Below are 20987 nucleotides of genomic sequence, written 5' to 3'. Positions count from 1 at the left end.
CCCGATCTGTACGACCTATATGGTGCCGGTATGCCAACCCGTGGCGTGTAAGGAAACCCCATGTCTCTTGGAACAAAAATCGCGTGGGACGATACTGTCCTGCCCTTTCAACTTGATGCATCCGACATGCGCGGCCGCGTGGCCCGTCTGGATGGCGTGCTGGAAGGTATCCTGAAACAGCATGACTATCCCGAGCAGGTCGAGGCGCTTGTGGCCGAGATGGCCTTGCTGACCGCGTTGATCGGCCAAACGGTTGCGTTGCGCTGGAAACTGTCGTTGCAGGTACAGTCCAAAGGGGCGGTGCGCATGATCGCAACCGACTATTATGCGCCGCAGAAAGAGGGCCAGCCCGCCCAGATTCGGGCTTATGCCAGTTTTGACCGGGACCGGCTTTCCAATTCCGCACCGTTCGATCAGGTGGGCGAAGGGTATTTTGCCATCATGATCGATCAGGGTGAGGGCACGCAGCCGTATCAGGGCATTACCCCGCTGGCCGGTGGATCACTGAGTGCGTGCGCCGAGGCGTATTTTGCACAATCCGAACAGCTGCCGACGCGGTTTTCGCTGAGCTTCGGCAAATCGACCGAGCCGGGCGTGGGCGAGCATTGGCGTGCAGGCGGCATCATGCTGCAACACATGCCCAAAGCGTCGCCCTTTGCCGCGTCGGGCGAAGGAACCGGTGACATTCTGACCGCTGCCGAACTGGTCGACGGCGAAGAAGGTGAAAACTGGGGTCGCGTCAATATCCTGCTGGATACCGTCGAGGAATTGGAGATGATCGGCCCCTCTGTTGCGCCGACCGACCTTCTGGTTCGCCTGTTTCACGAGGAACAGCCGCGTGTCTATGATGCGCAGTCCGTGCAATTTGGCTGTACCTGTTCCGAGGATCGTGTGCGACAGAGCCTGTCGATCTATTCGGCCAAGGATATCGAAAAGATGACCACGCCCGAGGGCGAAGTCACCGCGGATTGTCAGTTCTGCGGGGCTCATTATGTGTTGGACCCGGCAACTGTCGGGTTCGATGCCGAAGACCCCAAAGGTGCATGACCTGGTTGAAAAGATCCGGGCGGCCCTGCGCCGCCCCGGTCACGGGTCCAGCGACTTTGACCTGAACCCGGATACCGTTCTGCCGCCCGGACGACGGTTGCGACCCGCCGGTGTTCTGGTGGCCATTTCGCTGGCTGATGACACACCGCAGGTCATCCTGACCAAACGCTCATCCGCGTTGAAGCATCACCCGGGCCAGATCGCCTTTCCCGGTGGCAAACAGGACGAAACCGATGCTGATGTTACGGCTGCGGCGCTGCGGGAAGCTGAGGAAGAGATCGGCCTGCCCCCGGAAATGCCCGAGATCCTGGGATTTCTGTCGACGCATGAGACCGTGACCTCGTTCACTGTGACACCGGTTGTCGCAGTTTTGCGGGACAGGTTCCAACCCGTGCCTGAACCCGGAGAAGTGGACGAAGTTTTCTCGACCCCCCTTGCCCATCTTTTGAATCCTGAGAATTATCTGGTCGAGTCGCGCCGATGGCGCGGCCAAAGACGCAGATACTACGCAGTTCCGTACGGCCCCTATTACATCTGGGGCGCGACCGCCCGAATATTGCGCGGGCTTGCTGCACGGGTGAATGAATGATGCTGATTGACGAAGCCTGGATCAGTGAACCAGCGACCCAAAAGGTCTGTTCGGCGCTGACCTCATCCGGGGCTCAGGCGCTTTTCGTGGGTGGATGCGTGCGCAACGCGCTGCTTGGCGCACCAGTGTCGGATATCGACATTGCCACCGATGCAAAGCCCGGGCAGATCGTCGAACTGGCGCAGGCTGCCGGGCTCAGGGCCATTCCGACCGGCATCGAGCATGGTACGATCACAGTGATCAGCGCGGGCATCCCGCACGAGGTCACCACCTTCCGCCGTGACGTGGAAACCGATGGCCGCCGCGCGGTCGTGGCTTTTTCCGATCATGTCGAAGAAGACGCGGCGCGACGGGATTTCACCATGAACGCGCTCTACGCCCAACCTGATGGCACCGTGCTGGACCCTCTGGGTGGTCTTCCCGACCTCGAGGCCCGGTTGGTGCGGTTCATCGGAACCGCCGAGAACCGCATTCGAGAAGACTATCTCCGCTCGCTTCGCTACTTCCGTTTTCACGCCTGGTACGGGGATCCGGATGGCGGTTTCGACCCCGATGCCCTGGCCGCCATCGGCGCCAATCTTGACGGGCTGGAGTCATTGTCGCGCGAGCGGATCGGGGCAGAGCTGCTGAAATTGCTGGCGTCACCTGATCCGGCCACTGCCGTTGCGACCATGCGCAGTACCGGTGTTTTGGCCCGTGTGCTGCCGGGGGCGGACGATCGGTCTTTGGCCCCTTTGATCGCGCTGGAACAGGCGGCTGGTGCCGATCCCGATCCGGTGCGTCGTCTGGCAGCCATTGCCTCGCCCGATGATGCCGCGACATTGCGGTTGAGCCGTTCGCAGTTGCAACGCCTGATCAGGATGCGTGAAGAAGCACAGTCCACAACCAGTTTTGCTGAACTGGGATACCGCTATGGCGATGAAGGGGGATTGCACGAGACGCTTTTGCGCTGCGCCTTTCTGGAACAACCCTGGTCCGAAGATTTGCGGCGCGATCTGCATGCAGGCGCAGCAGCGCGTTTCCCTGTCCAGGCCAGGGATCTGATCCCCAACTTCACCGGCCCGGCGCTGGGCAAGAAGCTGGCCGAGCTGGAAAAACGCTGGATCGCATCCGGTTTTGCGCTGTCACGCGAAGAGTTGCTGGCACATTAGCGCGAAGTCTCAAAAGGGGATGACATCTCGGATCCTTTGTGCTTAGGTGCGCCTGTCACATGGATGGAGGAATGCGAATGTATTACGGGATCTGGTTCGGCTAAAGCCGGGACACCTGCCCCGTAAAGGGTGGTGTTCAGGCGCCATCTTTCTTCGCACGTCTATTTTCCTGCTCAATCGGAGCACTATCCATGTTTCGCTATTTCGAAAACCTTGTTGACCCTTTTGTTGCCTACCGTGAGGCTGACACTCCGCCGACGCGGTTGTGGCCCTTCATGCTGGATTATTCGCGGCCCTTTATTCGGGTATTTTTCTGGGCGGCGCTGGTTTCCATAATCGTCGCGGGTGTTGAAATCGGGCTGATCTACTACATGGGTCGCGTCGTGGATCTGTTGGGCGGCACGCCGGCAGAGGTCTGGCAAAATCACGGAACGGAATTGCTGCTGATGGCAGCCTTTGTGTTGCTGTTGCGTCCGCTTCTGCATTTGGTCGACGTACTTCTGCTGAACAATACGATTTTGCCGAACTTCGGTACGCTGATCCGTTGGCGTGCGCACAAACACGTGTTGCGTCAGTCGGTTGGCTGGTTCGAAAACGACTTTGCCGGGCGGATTGCAAACCGGATCATGCAGACACCTCCGGCGGCGGGTGAAGTGGTCTTTCAGGTTTTTGACGCGATTTCCTTTTCGCTGGCCTATTTGATCGGTGCGGCGATCCTGCTGTATGCGGCGGATCCGCGTTTGTTGATCCCGCTGCTGATCTGGTTCGGATTCTACGCCATGCTGGTGCGCTGGACCGTTCAGCGTGTTGGTCCGGCGTCAAAAGCGGCCTCGGATGCGCGTTCGACGGTCACGGGGCGGGTGGTGGACAGCTATACCAACATCCATTCGGTCAAAATGTTTGCCCATGGCCCGCAAGAGCTGGACTATGCCCGCGAGGCGATCGAGGAAACCCGTCGGACATTTCAGATTGAAATGCGGATTTTCACTATTATGGATGCCGTTCTGGTCACTTTGAACGGTATGCTGATCGTGGGTGTTGTGGGCTGGGCGATTGCCTTGTGGATGCAAGGCAGCGCTTCGGTCGGCGTTGTTGCGGCGGCTACGGCCTTGACTCTGCGCCTGAATGCCATGACCGGATGGATCATGTGGGCCCTGACCAGCTTTTTCCGCCAACTTGGTATCGTGTCCGAGGGGATGGAGACCATTGCCCAGCCCATCGATTTGCTTGATGCACCGACTGCGAAGCCACTGCAACTCAGCAAGGGTGAGATCCAGATCCGCGATCTCTCGCATCACTATGGTCGCGAGGCCGGCGGTTTGGACCATATCGACCTGACCGTCCGGCCCGGCGAAAAGATTGGTTTGATCGGGCGGTCTGGCGCGGGAAAATCGACCCTAGTAAAGCTGCTTTTGCGGTTTTACGACGTTGAGCGTGGCGCAATTCTGATAGACGATCAAAACATTGCGGATGTCACGCAGGACAGTCTGCGGAGCCATATCGGCATGGTTCAGCAAGATAGCGCGTTGCTGCACCGGTCGGTGCGCGACAACATCCTCTATGGCCGTCCGGATGCGTCCGAGGCACAGATGATCGCCGCCGCCAAACAGGCCGAAGCACATGAGTTCATCCTCGATTTGCAGGATCCGCAGGGTCGCACCGGGTACGACGCGCATGTCGGTGAACGGGGGGTGAAGCTGTCAGGTGGCCAGCGGCAGCGTGTGACGCTGGCGCGGGTGATCCTGAAGGATGCACCGATCTTGTTGTTGGATGAGGCGACATCCGCCCTAGATTCCGAGGTCGAAGCGTCAATTCAGGAAACTCTCTACGGCATGATGCAAGGAAAAACCGTGATCGCCATTGCCCACAGGCTTAGTACCATCGCGCAGATGGATCGCATTCTGGTGATGGATGCAGGCCGTATCGTCGAGGAAGGCACGCATTCTGATCTTCTGGCGCAAGGTGGCCTTTACGCCCAATTCTGGGCGCGGCAATCTGGTGGCTTCATGAACCCGGAGGCCGCTGAATGAGGATTGCCGACCTCATCTATCCGTTCAGGAACACCGAAACGCCCCCACCGCAGACGTTGGGGGCGTTCATCCGCTGGAGCCTTTCCGGGGCGTGGCCGATGCTGTTTGTTGCGGCGTTCTTCTCGGCCATTGCAGGCGCGATGGAGGCGGTCACGGCATGGATACTGGGCCGCGTGATTGATGTGGCGACCGCCAGCGGACCCGAGAATTTTCTGACCGCTGCTAATATGTGGATGATCCTCGGTGCGGTCGCCTTCTTCATGTTGCTTCGCCCGATCCTGTTTGGCCTGTCATCCTTGTCGAACAATTATATTGTCATGCCAAACATCACACCTTTGGTTCTGGCCAAGTTGAACCGTTGGACCTTGGGTCAGTCGGTGACCTATTTCGACGATGATTTTGCCGGTCGGATCGCGCAAAAGCAGATGCAGACATCGAACGCCATGGCTTCGGTCGTGTCGGAAACGATCAGCGCGATTGTGTTTGCCCTGGCGTCTCTGGTGGGGTCTTTGCTTTTGTTAGGGTCTATTCATCCTTTGGTGATGCTGCCCTTCGCGGCATGGCTGGCTGTGTATTTCATGCTGGTGCGCTGGTATCTGCCGCGCATCCGCAAACGTTCCGCCGCGCGGGCCGGGGCGCGGGCGATGGTGTCCGGGCAGGTGGTCGATACGATCACCAACATCAAAACCGTGAAGCTGTTCGCCCACTCGGAATTCGAAGATCAGGCGGCGCGTGAATCGATGGTGGATCTGCGTGAAAAATCGCTGGATTTCGGCAAGCTGTCGGCGAGTTTCCGGTTCATCCTCATGACACTGGCCGGTGTCCTGCCTGTCTTGCTGCTGGGCGCGACTTTGTGGCTGTGGCAGGGCGGTATGGCGACCGCCGGGGATATCGTGGCTGCCGGGGCGGTTTCGATCCGTATTGCTCAGATGACCGGTTGGGTCAGTTTCACCTTGATGGGGCTGTATGCCAATGTCGGTGAAATCGAAAACGGGATGAAAACGCTGGCCAAGCGTGACCGGGTCGAAGATATGTGCGGGGCGAAGGACCTAGACGTGACCGAAGGGTCGATTTCTTTCGAAGGCGTCAGCTTTGCTTACGGGCGCGATATCGGTGGCGTCACGGACTTGAGCCTGACCGTCAACCCGAGCGAAAAGCTGGGCATCGTCGGTGCATCCGGGGCGGGGAAATCCACGCTCGTCTCACTGTTGCTCAGGCTCTATGACTGGGAAAGTGGCGCCATTCGTATCGACGGCCAGGACGTGTCACAGGTGACGCAGGACAGCCTGCGCCGACAGATAGGTATGGTCACGCAGGAAACGGCGATGTTCAACCGGTCTGCTCGTGAGAACATTCTGTATGGCCGGCCGGACGCCTCAGAGGCCGAGATGATTGAGGCCGCAAAAAAGGCCGAAGCGCATGATTTCATCCTGAGTCTTGAAGATGCTCATGGTCGAAAAGGCTATGATGCTCATCTGGGTGAACGGGGCGTGAAACTCAGCGGCGGGCAGCGACAACGGATCGCTCTGGCGCGCGCCATTCTGAAAGATGCTCCAATTCTGGTTCTCGACGAGGCGACATCGGCGCTGGATTCCGAGGTTGAAGCTTCGATTCAGACCGCGCTGCATCGGGTGATGCAGGGTAAAACGGTGCTGGCCATTGCGCACCGGCTGTCGACACTCAGCGAAATGGACCGGATTGTTGTTTTGGACGAGGGCAGGATCGCCGAAACCGGAACGCATGAGGCGCTGCTGGACCTGGGTGGGCTGTATGCGCGGTTCTGGCACCGCCAGTCGGGCGGGTTCATTCAGGCAGAAGCTGCGGAATAAGGGTTTTTTTGCTGCGAAAGCCCGGCTATCAGGCCTCTTATGACGCAGCAATTCATAATCACACGGCTTGGACATCAGGGCGACGGTATTGCCGATGGCCCTGTTTACGCCCCTCGTACCCTTCCCGGCGAGATCGTCAGCGGCACCCTTGTTGGCCAGCAATTGACCGATATCCGGGTCGAGACACCGTCCGAACACCGTGTCAAAGCCCCTTGCCGCCACTACAAAGCGTGTGGTGGCTGCCAGTTGCAGCACGCATCCGATGCATTTGTGGCCGACTGGAAACTGCAAGTCGTCCGCAAGGCGCTGACGGCGCAGGATCTCGAAGCACTCCTGCGCCCGATACACACATCGCCCGAACGGTCACGTCGGCGGGCTACGATTGCCGTAAGGCGCACGAAAAAGGGCACATTGTCGGGGTTTCACGGTCGTGCATCCGGCACGATCACCGAGATACCCGATTGCCGCTTGCTTGACCCGGCCTTGATCGTGGCCATTCCCGTGGCCGAGGCGCTGGCCACCCTGGGCGCAAGCCGCAAGGGCGTTCTGGCTGTCACGCTCACACTGTCCGAAGCTGGTCTGGATGTGGCCGTAACAGGTGGCAAGCCGCTGGACGGCCCCTTGGAACTGGCGTTGGCGCAGGCGACCGAGAAACATGGGCTGGCCCGGCTCAGTTGGGATGATGAGGTTATTGCCATGCGGCATGCGCCGGTTCAGCGCTTTGGAGCAGCCGGAGTCACGCCACCCCCCGGAGCTTTCTTGCAAGCAACAAAGGACGGAGAAAAGGCTCTGTCAAAGGCAGTTTCCGAGGCTACACGGGGTGCGAAACGTATCGCTGACCTGTTTGCAGGCAGCGGAACGTTCTCTTTGCCGTTGGCGGAAAGCGCCGAAGTTCACGCGGTTGAAGGCGAGGCCGCTATGATCGAGGCGTTGGATCAGGGCTGGCGCAGGGCACAGGGGCTGAAACGCGTCACGACTGAGGCCCGCGACCTGTTTCGCCGCCCGCTGATGCCGGACGAGCTGAAATCTTTCGACGCCATTGTTCTGGACCCGCCTCGCGCCGGTGCCGAAGCGCAGGTAAACGAGATAGCACAGGCGCAACGCCCGGTGATCGCTTATGTCTCGTGCAATCCCGTCACCTTTGCGCGCGATGCAAAAACGCTGGTTAACGCGGGTTACACCCTTGAATGGGTACAGGTCGTTGACCAATTTCGGTGGTCGTCACATACGGAACTCGCTGCGCGGTTTGTTCTGAACGCCGCATCTTGATCTTACTGGGGAAGCTGACACATGGGGTCCAAACAGCGTTTGCTGAATATTATCGAAGCGCCCGTTTTCGGGCGGTTCATAACGGCCGTGATCATTTTCAATGCCATTCTTTTGGGGATGGAGACATCGCCGACCCTGATGGAACTGGCAGGTCCTTTGATCGTGGCGCTGGACAGGCTTTGCCTGGCGATCTTTGTGGCTGAAATTTCCATGAAGCTGATTGCCACCGGGCGCAGGTTCTTCACAAATGGCTGGAACATATTCGATTTCCTGATCGTTGGAATTGCCCTGGTTCCCAGCGCCGGGGGGCTGTCGGTGCTGCGCGCCCTGCGAATTCTGCGGGTGTTGCGCGTGATTTCCGTGGCGCCTCGTCTGCGTCGCGTGGTCGAAGGGTTCATCTCGGCCCTTCCGGGCATGGCCAGCGTGTTTCTGCTGATGGCAATTCTGTTTTATATCGGTTCGGTAATCTCGACCAAGCTGTTTTCGGAAACGTTCCCGGATTGGTTCGGCGATCTGGGCCTGTCTGCTTATACGCTGTTCCAGATCATGACGTTGGAAAGCTGGTCGATGGGCATCGTGCGCCCGGTGATGGAGGTCTATCCCTATGCCTGGGTCTTCTTTGTTCCCTTCATCATGGTCACGACCTTTGCGGTGGTGAACCTGTTGGTGGGTCTGATCGTCAATTCGATGCAGGATGCCCATCATGCCGAGGATGAGGTTAAAACCGATGCCTATCGCGACGAGGTTCTGGAACGGCTGGAAAGCATTGAACGTAGACTGGCCGAGCAGTCGAACATCAAAATGTGATTTCAGTTTTTCCAATTTTTGGCATAATGATCGAAAAAAAGCAGAGCAGGCAGTGAAACATGGATCGTCGAGTATTCGGTTTAGGCGCGTTGGCAACGCTGAGCCTTTCGGCTTGTGCCTCTAGCGGCCCAAGATTTCTGACTTACAACGGACCCGAGGTGACCTCTTTGGTGGTCAACAAGGGCACGCGCAAACTTTACTTGTTGCACAACGAAAAGATCCTTAAGGAATATGACGTCGATTTGGGGTTTGCCCCGAATGGAACGAAGAACCAGCGCGGTGACGGTAGAACGCCCGAGGGCACCTATCTGATCGACCGTCGCAACCCCAGAAGCCGGTATCACCTATCGCTGGGCATTTCTTATCCCAACTCGCAGGATGTCGCCAAAGCCAAGGCTGCGGGCGTTGATCCGGGTGGGGATATCTTCATCCACGGTGAACCCAATCTGCGTTCTGAGCGGAGACGCGCAAAAAAGAAGCGGGATTGGACAGCTGGATGCATCGCGGTCAAGAATGACGAAATCGAAGAGATTTACGCGATGGTTAACAAAGGTACGCTGATAACCCTGCGCCCTTAGGCCGTTTTTGGCGCCCAGTCACTGAACCCGAATGCCTCATAGTCGCGCTGATAGGCGTCAACCGCCAGCGCTTCGAGGTTTTTGTCGTAGATCAGCTGCAAAGCGTAGGGTTCATCCGGTGCGCAGGAGCCAGGCTGAGGCGGGTTTGAATGCCCCATGCTGCGCGCCAGATTCGGCAGATCGGTCATCAGATCCTCCTCTCTCAGAATCAGATCCGGCAGAGTGAAGGATGCGATCCCTTCCAACGTCCTGGACTGGCTGCACCACGTGCCGTCCACACGGACCGGTGTCTGCCCGTTGAGGTTGAGGCGCAGAAAGTTCAGAAAGCCCGAAAACGCTTCGCGGTGCTGTTCGACAGAATAATTGTTGTCCCTCACTTGCCCCGGAATCGGCAGCTTGAGCCGGTTGCGAAGATAATTCCGCACCATCTTATAGCTGCCCGGCCCCGTATTCAGAATATGACTGCAAAACGCCGTATGTGCCCGGGCCAGAGGGTGACGCAGGACGGTAAATTGCCGATGACCGGGATGGCCCTGCTTCCATGACCGGACCTGTTTGCGATTTCGATCCGTGATCAGCTTGTCGGTCTGACATCCATCCAGATCAGCCAGCCATTGCACGATAACAGGCTCTATCCCGCCCCGAATGGGCAAATACATCAAAGGAGACCTTGCAGCGGCAACATAAAGCGGTACCGACGCGCCGCGCTGCGGCTCAAAGCTTGTTGACCGATGCAATCCGAACCGATCCTGATCGCACAGGGCTTGTTTCAGTTCATCAGGATTGGTGACCTTCGACAAAGCCGGCGCCGGGTTTTGCGGTTTCAGGGTATCATCCAGTCGGGTCAGCCGCCCCTCAACCCCCAGCCATGCAGCCAGCCCGTTTATGACCTCCAGCTCGGTCAGGTCGTCATAGTGAATGAAGAACCCGGTTTGGCCTGTCTTTTGCAGGTGCCGTTGCACCATAAGCTGATGGTCTTGCAGCTGGTTCAGGTAATCCGAAAATTCGTCGGCGTCGAAGTCAACCTGCGCGTCGACGCGGCGTTTCACATTCTTCAGCAGCCACTGCTGCGTTTTCTGTGCTATTTTCAGCGACAGGTAGCTGTCCAATGGGTTGCGGGTCAGAATGATCTTGGCGCAGCGCGGATCGTTCAGCATGGGTTTCAGGATACGTGGGTCATGGTCTTCGAAATATCGAAAGCCATTGATGTCACCCGGTGCTGATTTGATCGCCTTGAGCATTCGTACGGGGTCCGCATCCCGGTCTTCCAGCGACAGGCCAAGCAGACGATCGGATTTCAGGCTGCCCGCAAAATGCGGATTGAACGCCTCTCCGTGACAGGTGACCCCTTCCAGCGCGTTCAGGTTGGCCTCAAGCAGGTTCGAACCTGTGCGCATGGCGGCCAGAATCACGAAGTAATCAAAATGGGCTGACATGGGCAATCACTGCACCAGATACGGTTTTCGGTATGGCTTTTCCTGGCGACCGAACACATCGTCCGCCGGGAAATCACCCATCAGATATGGGTGCATTCCCTGATTCTTGAGGTTTTGCAGGAACTTCCCGAATCCGGACAGTTCGACCATGGTTGGCACTTCGGTCAGATGGCTGGTCTGCTGCATGCCGATTTCTTCTAGAATGCCCAGCAAGGCATCCATCGGAGATTCAATGAAGTCGGCCAGCGTCCAACTGCGCATCCGCGCCTTGGTCCAGACCGATGTCAGCACCTCCAGCTGCTTGGTTTCAATTTGTTGCAGGCGCGCCGCCTCACTTCGGATTTCCGAGAAATTCATATTGGACCGGAACAATGGGATCGCCCAAGCGCCGGTGATGACCGAAATCTGAGCGTTCTTGTCCCGTGCCAGAAACCAGTTGATTTCCTGAGTGTCCCGCGGGCTGAACTGGAAACACTGGCGTTCACCGCGCGTATTCCAGATCAGGTTCGACAAAAAGGCGGTCGGGTTATAGTCCCGCAGCGCCGCACTGTCGCTGAGGGCGCCATTTGTTATGGCTTCTCCTTTCGAAAATTCGGCGCGTTCCGGCCCGAATAGATGCCCGTGGACTCTGGCCCCGGTGGTTGCGGCCAACCAAGGTTCGAAATCCTCGAACAGTTCCGAAAAGCCTTGGAATACGGAATATTGTGACGATGTCAGACCGTTTTCACTGCCATGGCGGGGAAACCGGCTTTGCATATACAGCCCGTCGCGCCCACGAGTTCGCCGTTCCACCGCTTTGGAAAACACGCGATCGATCTTGCCCGGATTGGGCTCTGCCGGTTTCATCGCCCCGGCCTGATCTGTCAGGAATGCCTGGTACAATCGCTCTGCGCGGGGCCAGATTTTACGGGCGACAAAACAATCCGATCGGCGCAGCAATTGCAGATGATCGTCATAGAAGATGTGCGGGCGGCCCTGGTAATCGAATTTGGACAGCGTCAGGGACCTGCTTTCAATATGCGTGGAATACAAGCGCGCCAGCGTCTGGAAATAGCTTTCATCCGGAATCCAGACATGACGGAAATACTTGTCATACAGCTTGCGCCTGGGGTCTTGAAGGATTGCCGACAGCGTTTGGCGGGTCAGGCACCACCACTGGCTTCCCATATGCGGAACCAGTCCGTCGGGGATTTTCCTGCGAAAGCCCATCAGACGCTGAAGTTTTACATGTGCGTCGAATAGTTTGCGATGCTTGCGCCACGAAAACGGAAACCGCAGGGTGAACCGTTCATGATCCAGCCCGCCGATGGTCCAGCTGACATCGGATGTCGTCGCGCTTTCGATGAAATCGACACGCGGCCGGTCTGACAGGTAATCGATCAGTTCCTGAACCGGTCGCAAGGGCAGGCAGGCCCCCGAGGCAAGAAATACATGCCGAACTTCGGGGAAACGCTCCAGCATCAACTCGGACGCGCTTTGCGAGGCGGCAACGATACCCCAGCCACCCCAATCGCAGCGATGTCGGTCAGAAAACACGATCGATGGATTGTTCGAACAGGACGCAACAAACCGGGAAAAAACAGTGTCTGCCACCTTGCGATCCACATGGATGACCACCGGGCACCCTGCTGCTGTCCAGTGGCGTGCGACCTGCTCGGCGCGGTCCAGCGAAGTATGAACCAACATGACAATACCCAGACCGCTCATGCCCAGTTTCCTTTCGACATGAGGCCCAGGATCTCAAGCTGTCGCCAGTTGATGTAGGCCTCGGACCATTCGCACCAGAAAACAGGCTTTTCCTCAAGCCGGGTTGCATATGCCTTGTATTCGCCCGAGCCCCGGTAATGCTGGCCACGCTGCAATTCTTCGCGGGCTTTTTCCCCAAGAGTATTGATCAACTTGGCATGAAGCAGTGACCCGCTGGCCTTTTCGCCGCCCCATTCGTCGTAAACCTGGTTGAGCCCGCGCGGCAAAAGCGAATGGGTCGAGCTGACATAAACATAGCGCCGGTTCCATTTTACCAGCGGAATCTTGTTCAGCGCCGGTGCTTTGGAGGGGTTGTCCTGAAAGAACACGCGCGCCCGTGGACCCCCTTGAATCCAAAGGTTCTTGTATTCGGGGTTCTTGGTGATCATGTAATTCCCGGGATCGAACCAGCGCGCGATTTCAAACGGGTTCTGACCTTCGGCATAGGGGTCGGCGTCCACTGGACCTTCGGGGTACATGTCGATCAGCATCGTGCCAAAACTGCGCACGGCACTGCCATCCAGCCAGTCCGTCAAGGCTCGGATTGGACGGGTGTCGCAGAACGGATAGATGAAGAATTCGTCCGGATCGACGCTCAGCACCCAGTGATCGTGCGCGTATTTGCGCAGCAGATAGTTCGACCAGTCCAGACCATAGCTTGCCCGTTTGTAGCTGGTCGTCGTCCGCCAGACCGAAACATCAGCCTGTTCTTTTAAAAATTCAAAACTGCCATCATCGCTGTTGTTGTCGACAAACAGAAAATGGTTGATGCCCAATTTGCGATAATATTCAAGAAAGAAGGGCAGGCGAATTTTCTCGTTCCGCACAACGCTCATCAGCAGGATATCATCACGCCGTATGGCCTGTGTGTTGTTGCTGACTGGCTTGAGCTCGCGGCGTCGTTTGAGGCAGCGCAGAATACGGCGCTTGCGCCGCAATCTCATTTTGTAGGACTCAAACAGGCTCACGTGACTGCCCAACCTTTTTATAACGCGAGCTTTCCCCGAACCAGCCGTGACAGTTGGCACGACATGGCATCACCGGTTTATGCCATCTTTGCATCTTCTGACGCAACGTCTTTAAAACCCGCAAACTGTAAACGTGCGGTTGATGCCCTTGTTTTCGTTTTCAATCCCAGCCTCCGCCGTTCATCAGACCCAACTGTTCCAGCTGGCTCCACCCGGTGTAGCGCACCGATTGTGGGGTCCACATGTCCGGCTGGTTGATTATCCCATCGTAGTATGGCCCGAATTGGTCCGGATCATGAAAATGTTGGCGTCGCTGCTTTTCGGTATTGGATTTCTCGATAACGTCCGGCAGGAACTTCGTGTGCAGCAACACGCCCGACGGGGTATCGCCGCCCGGGCCATCATAGGTTTCGTTCAGGCGGCGCGGCAGGGCAGAATGGCATGAGTTCACATAGGCATAGCGCCGCGACCAGCGCATCAGCGGGATCTTGTTCAGCGTGGGTGATCTTTGCCGGGTTTGCGTAAAGAAAATACGTTCCCGCGCGCCACCCTGCACCCAAAGATTGCCCATCGGGCTTTGCCGCTGCGCGCGATACGGTCCTGCATCAAACCAGCACAGCAGATTTGTGGGGTCGGTGTCCGGGTCATAAGCCGCATCCCCCAAGGGGCCCTTGGGATAGAGGTCCAGCATCAGCGTCCCGAACCCGATCTTCCCGTGCCGGTCCAGCCAGGTTGTCAGGTCATGCAGGGACCGGGTGTCGCAGTGGGCATAGACCAGCAGTTCATCCGCATCCACCATCAGGCACCAGTGGCGGTGGCCATAGCGCATCTGCAACCAGGTCAGCCAGTCCAGGCCAAACCGCGATCCACGATAGCTGGAATGGGTTCTCCACACCGAGACATCCGGTTGATCTTGCAGATACTCGGATGATCCATCGTCGCTGCCGTTGTCGACGATCAGAAAATGATCGACGCCCAAGGCGCGATAGTGACGAAAGAACCAGGGCAGGCGGATGATTTCATTGCGCAAGGTGACGAAGGCCAATAAGTCACCCCGTTGGATTCGGGATGTCTGATCCTTCTGGCAGGACAACTGATGTCGGCTGCGCAGCGACCTCCAGAGCAGCCGCCGGCGTTTCCAGCGCAACCTGTACTTCCGTGCCCATCCGATCCGGGGAAGTGTCAAAGCAGAGCTGGATGTCACCGGGTCCTCATTTTTCGTAGTGGCCGTTCTGGTGCCAGCGCCAGGCGTCTGCGATCATCGTCTCTAACGTAGATCTTTTTGGCTTCCATCCCAGTTCATTTTCAGCCCGCACAGAACCAGATACCAGCTTGGTGCAATCTCCTGCCCGACGAGGGCCCACTGTATACGGCACGGGACGGTTGGTGACGGACCTGGATTGCTCGATCACCTCAAGAACGGAAAACCCGGACCCGGTGCCCAGATTGAAGACACGGCTGCCTTTGCCCTGTTCCAGCCAGCCCAGCCCCAGAATATGCGCATCTACCAGATCGCAAACATGTACATAATCGCGGATACAGGTGCCGTCGGGCGTATCATAATCTGTGCCAAAGACGGTCAGACCGTCCCGCTTGCCGTCAATCGCGTCCAACATCAGCGGGATCAGATGGGTTTCGGGGCGGTGAAACTCGCCCACGTCTCCTTCGGGGTCTGCACCTGCAACGTTGAAATACCGGAAGATGACATGGCGCAGCCCATGAGCCGCCTCGAAATCCTTGAGGATATCTTCGATCGCGCGTTTTGATGCCCCGTAGGCGTTCAGAGGATACTGCGCCGTGGATTCATCAAGAACCACATTGTCGTGCTCGCCATACGTTGCACATGTGGACGAAAATACGAAATCCAGACAGCCGGCCTCGACGGCTGCTTCAATCAGAGTCAGCGAGCCCGTGACATTGTTCGACCAATACACGCCGGGCTGGCGCATGGCATCGCCAACCTGGCTGAGCGCCGCGAAATGCATCACCGCATCTGGCTTGTGTTTCGCGAACACCTCATCCAGGCGGTCCCGGTCCAAAAGGTCGCCCTGTTCAAAAGGGCCAAATTGCACCGCATCCTGCCAACCCGTGATCAGGTTGTCGTAGGTCACAGGAAGGTAACCTGCCTGCGCAAGCGCCTTGCAGGCATGTGAGCCGATATACCCGGCACCACCGGTGACAAGAATTGTCTTCATGGCATATCCATTGGGGCTGGTTGAGGCACAGTTTCTACAGGGGCGCCGTCAGAGTCATGGGGAAAAGACGTCACTCCAGCCCCATGGCTGCCATCATCTCTTCGATCTTGGGCACGTCCTGCGGGTTGTTCAGTTCCCAGAACTGACGGCCCCTTGCCTCGACCTCGACGCACAGAACCTTGCGCCCGTTTTCCATGAACCTGAGCTGTTCCAGGCCTTCCAGCTGTTCCAGAGGCCCGGTTGGCCAGCCCGGATACGCCGCAAGGGCGTCGGGCCGATAGGCGTAAACGCCGACATGGTGAAACACGGGTGTCGCTTCATCGCCGGCGTATGTCTGCGACGTGAAGGGGACGACCTCTTTCGAGAAGTACATCGCACTGTGATCGCGTCCGAACACTGCCGTCGTGCCACCTACACGGCCATGCTTGCGGTCGTTCAGCAGACTGTTCAACGCACTGCCGTCACAGCGCAGGACAGGGGTCGCAACACCGGCATCCGGGGCGGCGCGCAGGCCGGAAACCAGATCTTCGACAAACCAATGCGGGGTCAGCGGAGCGTCGCCTTGCAGGTTGACGATGATTTCATACCCGCCACCCAGAACCTCATGCGCCTCGGCGCATCGTTCGGTGCCGTTCTGACAGTTTTCCGAGGTCATCACGACCTCGGCCCCAAAACCCTCGGACACGTCGCGAATGCGCTCATCATCCGTCGCAACAACAACGCGATCGACACCCGAGACTGACATGGCTGCACGCCAGGACCGTTCGATCAGTGTCATGGATGCGCCTTTTGCGCCGGTCAGGGGAACCAGTGGCTTGCCGGGATAGCGGGTCGAGGCGTAACGGGCGGGAATGGCAATCAGAACGGACATCAGGCTTCCTTCAGTTCAACACCCGGAGCGTAAGCAATAAAGAACGGATTTGCATAGCCATCCTTGCCATAAACCAACGGAGTATGGTCCTCAAAACGCACAACCTGGCCACCGGCTCCGGCCAGTACCGCGTGGCCTGCCGCCGTATCCCATTCCATCGTGCGCCCGACGCGCGGATAGATATCCGCTTCGCCCGTGGCAACCAGACAGAACTTGAGCGACGAACCCGCGCTTTTGCTGTCCTTCACATGATATTTGTTGATGTAGTCCTCGGTGGCCTGATCCCTGTGGGACTTCGACGCCACGACCAAAAGCCCGGAATTATCCGGTTCAGAGACTGATATGGGCGTCAAAGGACCGGTCTTGTTTTTGTCGAAAGCGCCCGTTTCCTCGACCGCGCGGCCATCAGCCAACGTGAAGAACATACGACCCCGCGCCGGGGCATAGACCACTCCCCGGGTTGGCACTCCGTTTTCGACAAGCGCGATGTTGACGGTAAAGTCGCCGCGACGGTTGATGAATTCCTTGGTGCCGTCCAGCGGATCAACAATGAGGAAAGTATCGCCTTTTTCCGAATGCGAAGCGGCCTGTTCTTCGGTGATCAGAAGAATATCCGGGAATGCCGCACGCAAGCCTGCCGAAATCAATGCGTCAGCGGCTTCGTCTGCCTCGGTCACAGGGCTGGAGTCGGATTTGACTTTGACATCGAAATCATCCGCCTCGTAGATTTCCATGATCTTGTCGCCTGCCTCCAGAGCCAGTCGCCGGATGACGGGAATAAGCGCATCGTAGGTCACAAAAAAGCTCCGTTCCTGTGGTTTGTTGATCCAAAATCGCGATCGACTTATGATGCGGCGGTTACGGAACGGCAAGATATTCATGCCAGTTTAGAGGCGACGAAGCAGAAAAGACCCTTTGAATGTTCTATTTCAAGCGCAACCAAACGCTGCTGGGCGGCGCTTTCACGACGGCTGAGCTGGTATTCCATGCCACCGTGCGAAAGGTGCGCTCGCAACATCCGAATGCAATAGTCGCCATCCTGATCAATGTTTTGCAGCTTGTGGTGATGGGAACCGCTTTCTACCTGCTCATGTCACTGATGGGCCGAGGCGGAATTCCAAAGATCAGGGGCGAATTTCTGCTGTATGTTCTGTCCGGCGTGTTCCCCTTCATGCTGCACATCCAGTCAATAGGCGCGATTTCAGGGGTTGGGTCCGCGAACAATCCGATGATGCTCCATTCGCCGATGAATGTGATGGTGACGATCCTGTCTGCGGCGCTCGGTATTCTTTACAAGCAACTGCTGGCTATGTTCGTGATCCTGTTCATCTACAGCGTCGCGGTCGCCCCGATCGAGGTGCAGGATCCCGGCGGTGCTTTCGCGATGCTGATATTGGCCTGGTTTACCGGATGCGCCGTGGGTTTGGTGTTCATGGCGATGAAACCCTGGTTTCCGACGACTGTGGGAATGCTCACCAATATCTACCGTCGCCTGAACATGGTGTTTTCGGGAAAGATGTTCGTCGCAAACACGCTGGGCGGCGGATTGCTGATGATGTTCGCCTGGAACCCGCTGTTTCATATTATCGACCAGTGCCGGGGCTTCATCTTCCGAAACTACTTTCCGCGAAACACAAGTTGGGAATACGCGCTATGGGTCGGGATAGCTTTGTTGATGATCGGTTTGATGGCTGAGTTTTTCACGCGCCAGCATGTTTCACAAAGCTGGAACGCGCGCCGCTAACATGCGACCCGCAGCGTCAAGTTGATCCGTCCGCCTTTTGGCAACAGCCGGGATGATCCGTATCTGATCCGGTCGACTCCGTGATAGGCCAATCGTGCCGGGCCGCCCATCACTACCACGTCGCCCGAGCCGAGCCAGATCGACTCGGTCTTGCCGCCACGGGTCGTGTTCCCAATCCGGAACAGGGCGTCATCGCCTAGGGAAACCGACAGAACGGGCCAGGAAAAATCTGCCTCGTCCTTGTCCTGATGCAGGCCCATTTTGGCGCCTTCCCCGTAGTAGTTGATCAAACAGCAATCCGGTGCGCGCTCGGTGCTGACCAGATCGTGCCAGATACCAAGAATGACCGGGGGGATTTCAGGCCAGACCCCGCCTTTCGGGTGCTTGTCCTGATAGCGATAGCCTGCCTTGTCGGTCACCCATCCCAGATCCCCGGCCGAGGTCATTCTTACCGACATCTCTTTGCCCGAAGGCGTGACGGGTCGAAACAAGGGTGCCGCTTTCAGAATCGGTCGAAGGGCCGCGATCAGCCGTGCCTGGGCAGCAGGGTCAATATAGCCTTTCCTGATTTCGAACCCTCGCAAGACAACTCGCGTCATTCCGGAAACCCCAAACCTTTCCAATTTCTTGCCAAAAAAGACCTCAAATTCCCGAAAACCTGCACTCTACGGTGCTTGCAGGCCTCTTGCCTCGCCCTTATATACGCCGGGACGCGCGATGGTAGTGCTGTCGCGCACATCAGATCGGGGGTGGGATGCCATAAAGGGTCCGACCCTCGGGACATCGCCTTGAAGAGAAAGGGATTGCAAAAATGGGAAAAGTAATCGGGATTGACCTGGGAACCACGAACTCCTGCGTGGCCATCATGGAAGGCTCGCAGCCGAAGGTCATCGAAAACGCCGAAGGGGCGCGGACCACGCCTTCGATCGTCGCCTTCACCGAAGATGAGCGACTGGTCGGTCAGCCTGCAAAACGTCAGGCGGTCACCAACCCCGACAACACGATTTTTGGCGTCAAACGTCTGATCGGTCGTCGCGTGGATGATGCAGAAGTCGAAAAAGACAAGAAAATGGTGCCGTATTCCATCGTGAATGGCGGCAATGGTGATGCGTGGGTTGAAGCCCGCGGTGAAAAGTATTCCCCGAGCCAGATCTCGGCCTTCACTCTGGGCAAGATGAAGGAAACCGCCGAAAGCTATCTGGGTGAAGATGTCAAGCAGGCGGTTATCACCGTTCCGGCATATTTCAACGACGCCCAGCGTCAGGCCACCAAAGACGCCGGTAAAATCGCCGGTCTGGAAGTGCTGCGGATCATCAACGAACCGACAGCGGCTGCGCTGGCCTATGGTCTGGACAAAGAAGAAACCCAAACCATCGCGGTTTATGACCTTGGTGGTGGTACCTTCGACGTGACCATTTTGGAAATCGACGACGGCCTGTTCGAGGTTAAGTCGACCAACGGCGACACCTTCCTGGGTGGTGAAGACTTTGACATGCGCATCGTCAACTACTTGGCGGATGAGTTCAAAAAGGAACACGGTGTCGATCTGTCTCAGGACAAGATGGCCCTGCAGCGTCTGAAAGAAGCCGCTGAAAAAGCCAAGATCGAACTGTCCTCGACCTCGCAGACCGAGATCAACCAGCCCTTCATCTCGATGGGCGCCAACGGTCAGCCGTTGCACATGGTCATGAAACTGACCCGTGCCAAGCTGGAATCGCTGGTGTCGGACCTGATCAAGAAGTCGCTGAAACCGTGCCAGGCCGCTCTGAAAGACGCGGGTCTGTCGGCTGCTGACGTGGACGAAGTTGTTCTGGTCGGTGGTATGACCCGGATGCCGAAAGTGATCGAAGAGGTCACTAAATTCTTCGGCAAAGAGCCGCACAAGGGCGTGAACCCGGACGAAGTGGTTGCCATGGGCGCCGCCATTCAGGCCGGTGTTCTTCAGGGCGACGTCAAAGACGTGGTTCTGCTGGACGTGACCCCGCTGTCGCTGGGTATCGAAACGCTGGGTGGCGTGTTCACCCGCCTGATCGACCGCAACACCACGATCCCGACCAAGAAGTCTCAGGTCTTCTCGACCGCCGAGGACAACCAGAACGCCGTGACCATCCGCGTGTTCCAGGGTGAGCGTGAAATGGCTGCGGACAACAAGATCCTCGGTCAGTTCAACCTTGAAGACATCCCGCCGGCACCGCGCGGCATGCCTCAGATCGAGGTGACTTTTGACATCGACGCCAACGGCATCGTCTCGGTTTCGGCCAAAGACAAAGGCACTGGCAAAGAACAGAAGATCACCATCCAGGCATCGGGCGGGCTGTCCGATGAGGATATCGAAAAGATGGTCAAGGACGCCGAAGAGAACGCGGAAGCCGATAAGGAACGCCGCGAGCTGATCGAGGCGAAGAACCAGGCGGAAAGCCTCATTCATTCGACCGAAAAGTCGATGGAAGAGCATTCCGACAAGGTCGACCCGACCACGATCGAAGCCATCGAGTTGGCGATCGCCGCGCTGAAGGACGAGCTGGAAACCGAAAATGCCGACAAGATCAAGTCGGGCATCCAGAACGTCACCGAAGCCGCGATGAAGTTGGGCGAAGCCATCTATAAGGCGCAAGCCGAAGAAGGCGAAGAGGAACCTGCTGCCGCAGACGCTGCACCAGGCGACGATGACATCGTTGACGCCGAGTTCGAAGACCTCGACGACGACAAGCGTAAGTAACGGGTAAC

Annotated in this window: 18 protein-coding genes; 10 read left to right on the top strand and 8 right to left on the bottom strand. The window is 57.5% G+C overall.

Features of this window, described 5'->3' with window-relative positions; genetic code table 11:
* The first annotated feature begins 60 nt into the window (after nucleotides 1-60).
* From hslO to ACR0FB_RS10790, 8 genes are all read left to right on the top strand, one after another.
* Complete coding sequence (hslO, locus tag ACR0FB_RS10825; protein WP_209834369.1) at nucleotides 61-1047, top strand: Hsp33 family molecular chaperone HslO; 987 nt, start codon at nucleotides 61-63, stop codon at nucleotides 1045-1047.
* Nucleotides 1022-1636 carry a CoA pyrophosphatase gene (locus tag ACR0FB_RS10820; RefSeq protein WP_209834366.1) on the top strand — a complete coding sequence of 205 codons (615 nt, stop codon included), beginning with the start codon at nucleotides 1022-1024 and terminating at the stop codon, nucleotides 1634-1636. Before hslO ends, ACR0FB_RS10820 begins: the two co-directional genes overlap by 26 nt.
* On the top strand, nucleotides 1633-2787 hold the full coding sequence (locus ACR0FB_RS10815; RefSeq protein WP_480620616.1) for a CCA tRNA nucleotidyltransferase: 1155 nt from the start codon (nucleotides 1633-1635) through the stop codon (nucleotides 2785-2787). The genes ACR0FB_RS10820 and ACR0FB_RS10815 overlap by 4 nt, the downstream gene beginning before the upstream one ends.
* Before the next feature lie 191 nt (nucleotides 2788-2978).
* On the top strand, nucleotides 2979-4817 hold the full coding sequence (locus tag ACR0FB_RS10810) for an ABC transporter ATP-binding protein (RefSeq protein ID WP_171724017.1): 1839 nt from the start codon (nucleotides 2979-2981) through the stop codon (nucleotides 4815-4817).
* The gene (locus tag ACR0FB_RS10805; RefSeq protein WP_210093141.1) at nucleotides 4814-6646 is read left to right on the top strand and encodes an ABC transporter ATP-binding protein; all 1833 of its coding nucleotides are present in this window, start codon (nucleotides 4814-4816) and stop codon (nucleotides 6644-6646) included. Before ACR0FB_RS10810 ends, ACR0FB_RS10805 begins: the two co-directional genes overlap by 4 nt.
* Nucleotides 6647-6685: 39 nt before the next feature.
* On the top strand, nucleotides 6686-7915 hold the full coding sequence (locus tag ACR0FB_RS10800) for a class I SAM-dependent RNA methyltransferase (protein ID WP_480620614.1): 1230 nt from the start codon (nucleotides 6686-6688) through the stop codon (nucleotides 7913-7915).
* A gap of 21 nt (nucleotides 7916-7936) precedes the next feature.
* Nucleotides 7937-8722: an ion transporter gene (locus tag ACR0FB_RS10795; RefSeq protein WP_480491680.1), complete on the top strand. Its 786-nt coding sequence runs from the start codon at nucleotides 7937-7939 to the stop codon at nucleotides 8720-8722.
* Nucleotides 8723-8781: 59 nt separating this feature from the next.
* Nucleotides 8782-9300, top strand: a complete 519-nt coding sequence (locus ACR0FB_RS10790; RefSeq protein ID WP_171230125.1) for a L,D-transpeptidase family protein — start codon at nucleotides 8782-8784, stop codon at nucleotides 9298-9300.
* Here the strand turns inward: ACR0FB_RS10790 and ACR0FB_RS10785 are convergent.
* The 7 genes from ACR0FB_RS10785 to cysQ all read right to left on the bottom strand — a co-directional run bounded on the left by ACR0FB_RS10785 (nucleotide 9297) and on the right by cysQ (nucleotide 17313).
* Nucleotides 9297-10736 (bottom strand): nodulation protein NodH, encoded by a 1440-nt coding sequence (locus ACR0FB_RS10785; protein ID WP_480491682.1) that lies wholly within the window; start codon nucleotides 10734-10736, stop codon nucleotides 9297-9299. The two genes, ACR0FB_RS10790 and ACR0FB_RS10785, sit on opposite strands and share 4 nt — an antisense overlap.
* A 6-nt stretch (nucleotides 10737-10742) precedes the next feature.
* Entirely contained in the window at nucleotides 10743-12443 is a 1701-nt protein-coding gene (locus ACR0FB_RS10780) for a DUF5927 domain-containing protein (RefSeq protein ID WP_480620613.1), read from the bottom strand.
* Nucleotides 12440-13426: a glycosyltransferase family 2 protein gene (locus tag ACR0FB_RS10775; protein ID WP_480491792.1), complete on the bottom strand. Its 987-nt coding sequence runs from the start codon at nucleotides 13424-13426 to the stop codon at nucleotides 12440-12442. Before ACR0FB_RS10775 ends, ACR0FB_RS10780 begins: the two co-directional genes overlap by 4 nt.
* A gap of 184 nt (nucleotides 13427-13610) precedes the next feature.
* On the bottom strand, nucleotides 13611-14654 hold the full coding sequence (locus tag ACR0FB_RS10770; RefSeq protein ID WP_480620611.1) for a glycosyltransferase family 2 protein: 1044 nt from the start codon (nucleotides 14652-14654) through the stop codon (nucleotides 13611-13613).
* 7 nt (nucleotides 14655-14661) lie between these two features.
* Nucleotides 14662-15645 carry a UDP-glucose 4-epimerase GalE gene (gene galE, locus ACR0FB_RS10765; protein WP_171724023.1) on the bottom strand — a complete coding sequence of 328 codons (984 nt, stop codon included), beginning with the start codon at nucleotides 15643-15645 and terminating at the stop codon, nucleotides 14662-14664.
* A gap of 70 nt (nucleotides 15646-15715) precedes the next feature.
* On the bottom strand, nucleotides 15716-16516 hold the full coding sequence (locus ACR0FB_RS10760) for a 3-deoxy-manno-octulosonate cytidylyltransferase family protein (RefSeq protein WP_171724024.1): 801 nt from the start codon (nucleotides 16514-16516) through the stop codon (nucleotides 15716-15718).
* On the bottom strand, nucleotides 16516-17313 hold the full coding sequence (gene cysQ / locus ACR0FB_RS10755) for a 3'(2'),5'-bisphosphate nucleotidase CysQ (RefSeq protein ID WP_480620609.1): 798 nt from the start codon (nucleotides 17311-17313) through the stop codon (nucleotides 16516-16518). Before cysQ ends, ACR0FB_RS10760 begins: the two co-directional genes overlap by 1 nt.
* A 122-nt stretch (nucleotides 17314-17435) precedes the next feature.
* Here cysQ and ACR0FB_RS10750 point away from each other — a divergent pair, with 122 nt between their 5' ends.
* Entirely contained in the window at nucleotides 17436-18260 is an 825-nt protein-coding gene (locus ACR0FB_RS10750) for an ABC transporter permease (protein ID WP_480620607.1), read from the top strand.
* Here ACR0FB_RS10750 and ACR0FB_RS10745 read toward each other — a convergent pair.
* Nucleotides 18257-18859 carry an alpha-ketoglutarate-dependent dioxygenase AlkB family protein gene (locus ACR0FB_RS10745; RefSeq protein ID WP_480486160.1) on the bottom strand — a complete coding sequence of 201 codons (603 nt, stop codon included), beginning with the start codon at nucleotides 18857-18859 and terminating at the stop codon, nucleotides 18257-18259. The two genes, ACR0FB_RS10750 and ACR0FB_RS10745, sit on opposite strands and share 4 nt — an antisense overlap.
* A gap of 212 nt (nucleotides 18860-19071) precedes the next feature.
* Between ACR0FB_RS10745 and dnaK the strand changes: the two genes are divergently transcribed.
* Complete coding sequence (gene dnaK, locus ACR0FB_RS10740) at nucleotides 19072-20979, top strand: molecular chaperone DnaK (protein ID WP_480620605.1); 1908 nt, start codon at nucleotides 19072-19074, stop codon at nucleotides 20977-20979.
* The last annotated feature ends 8 nt before the right edge of the window (nucleotides 20980-20987 follow it).

This window comes from Ruegeria sp. P10, from assembly GCF_056534925.1.
This window is presented reverse-complemented; position numbering and strand designations above follow the sequence as displayed.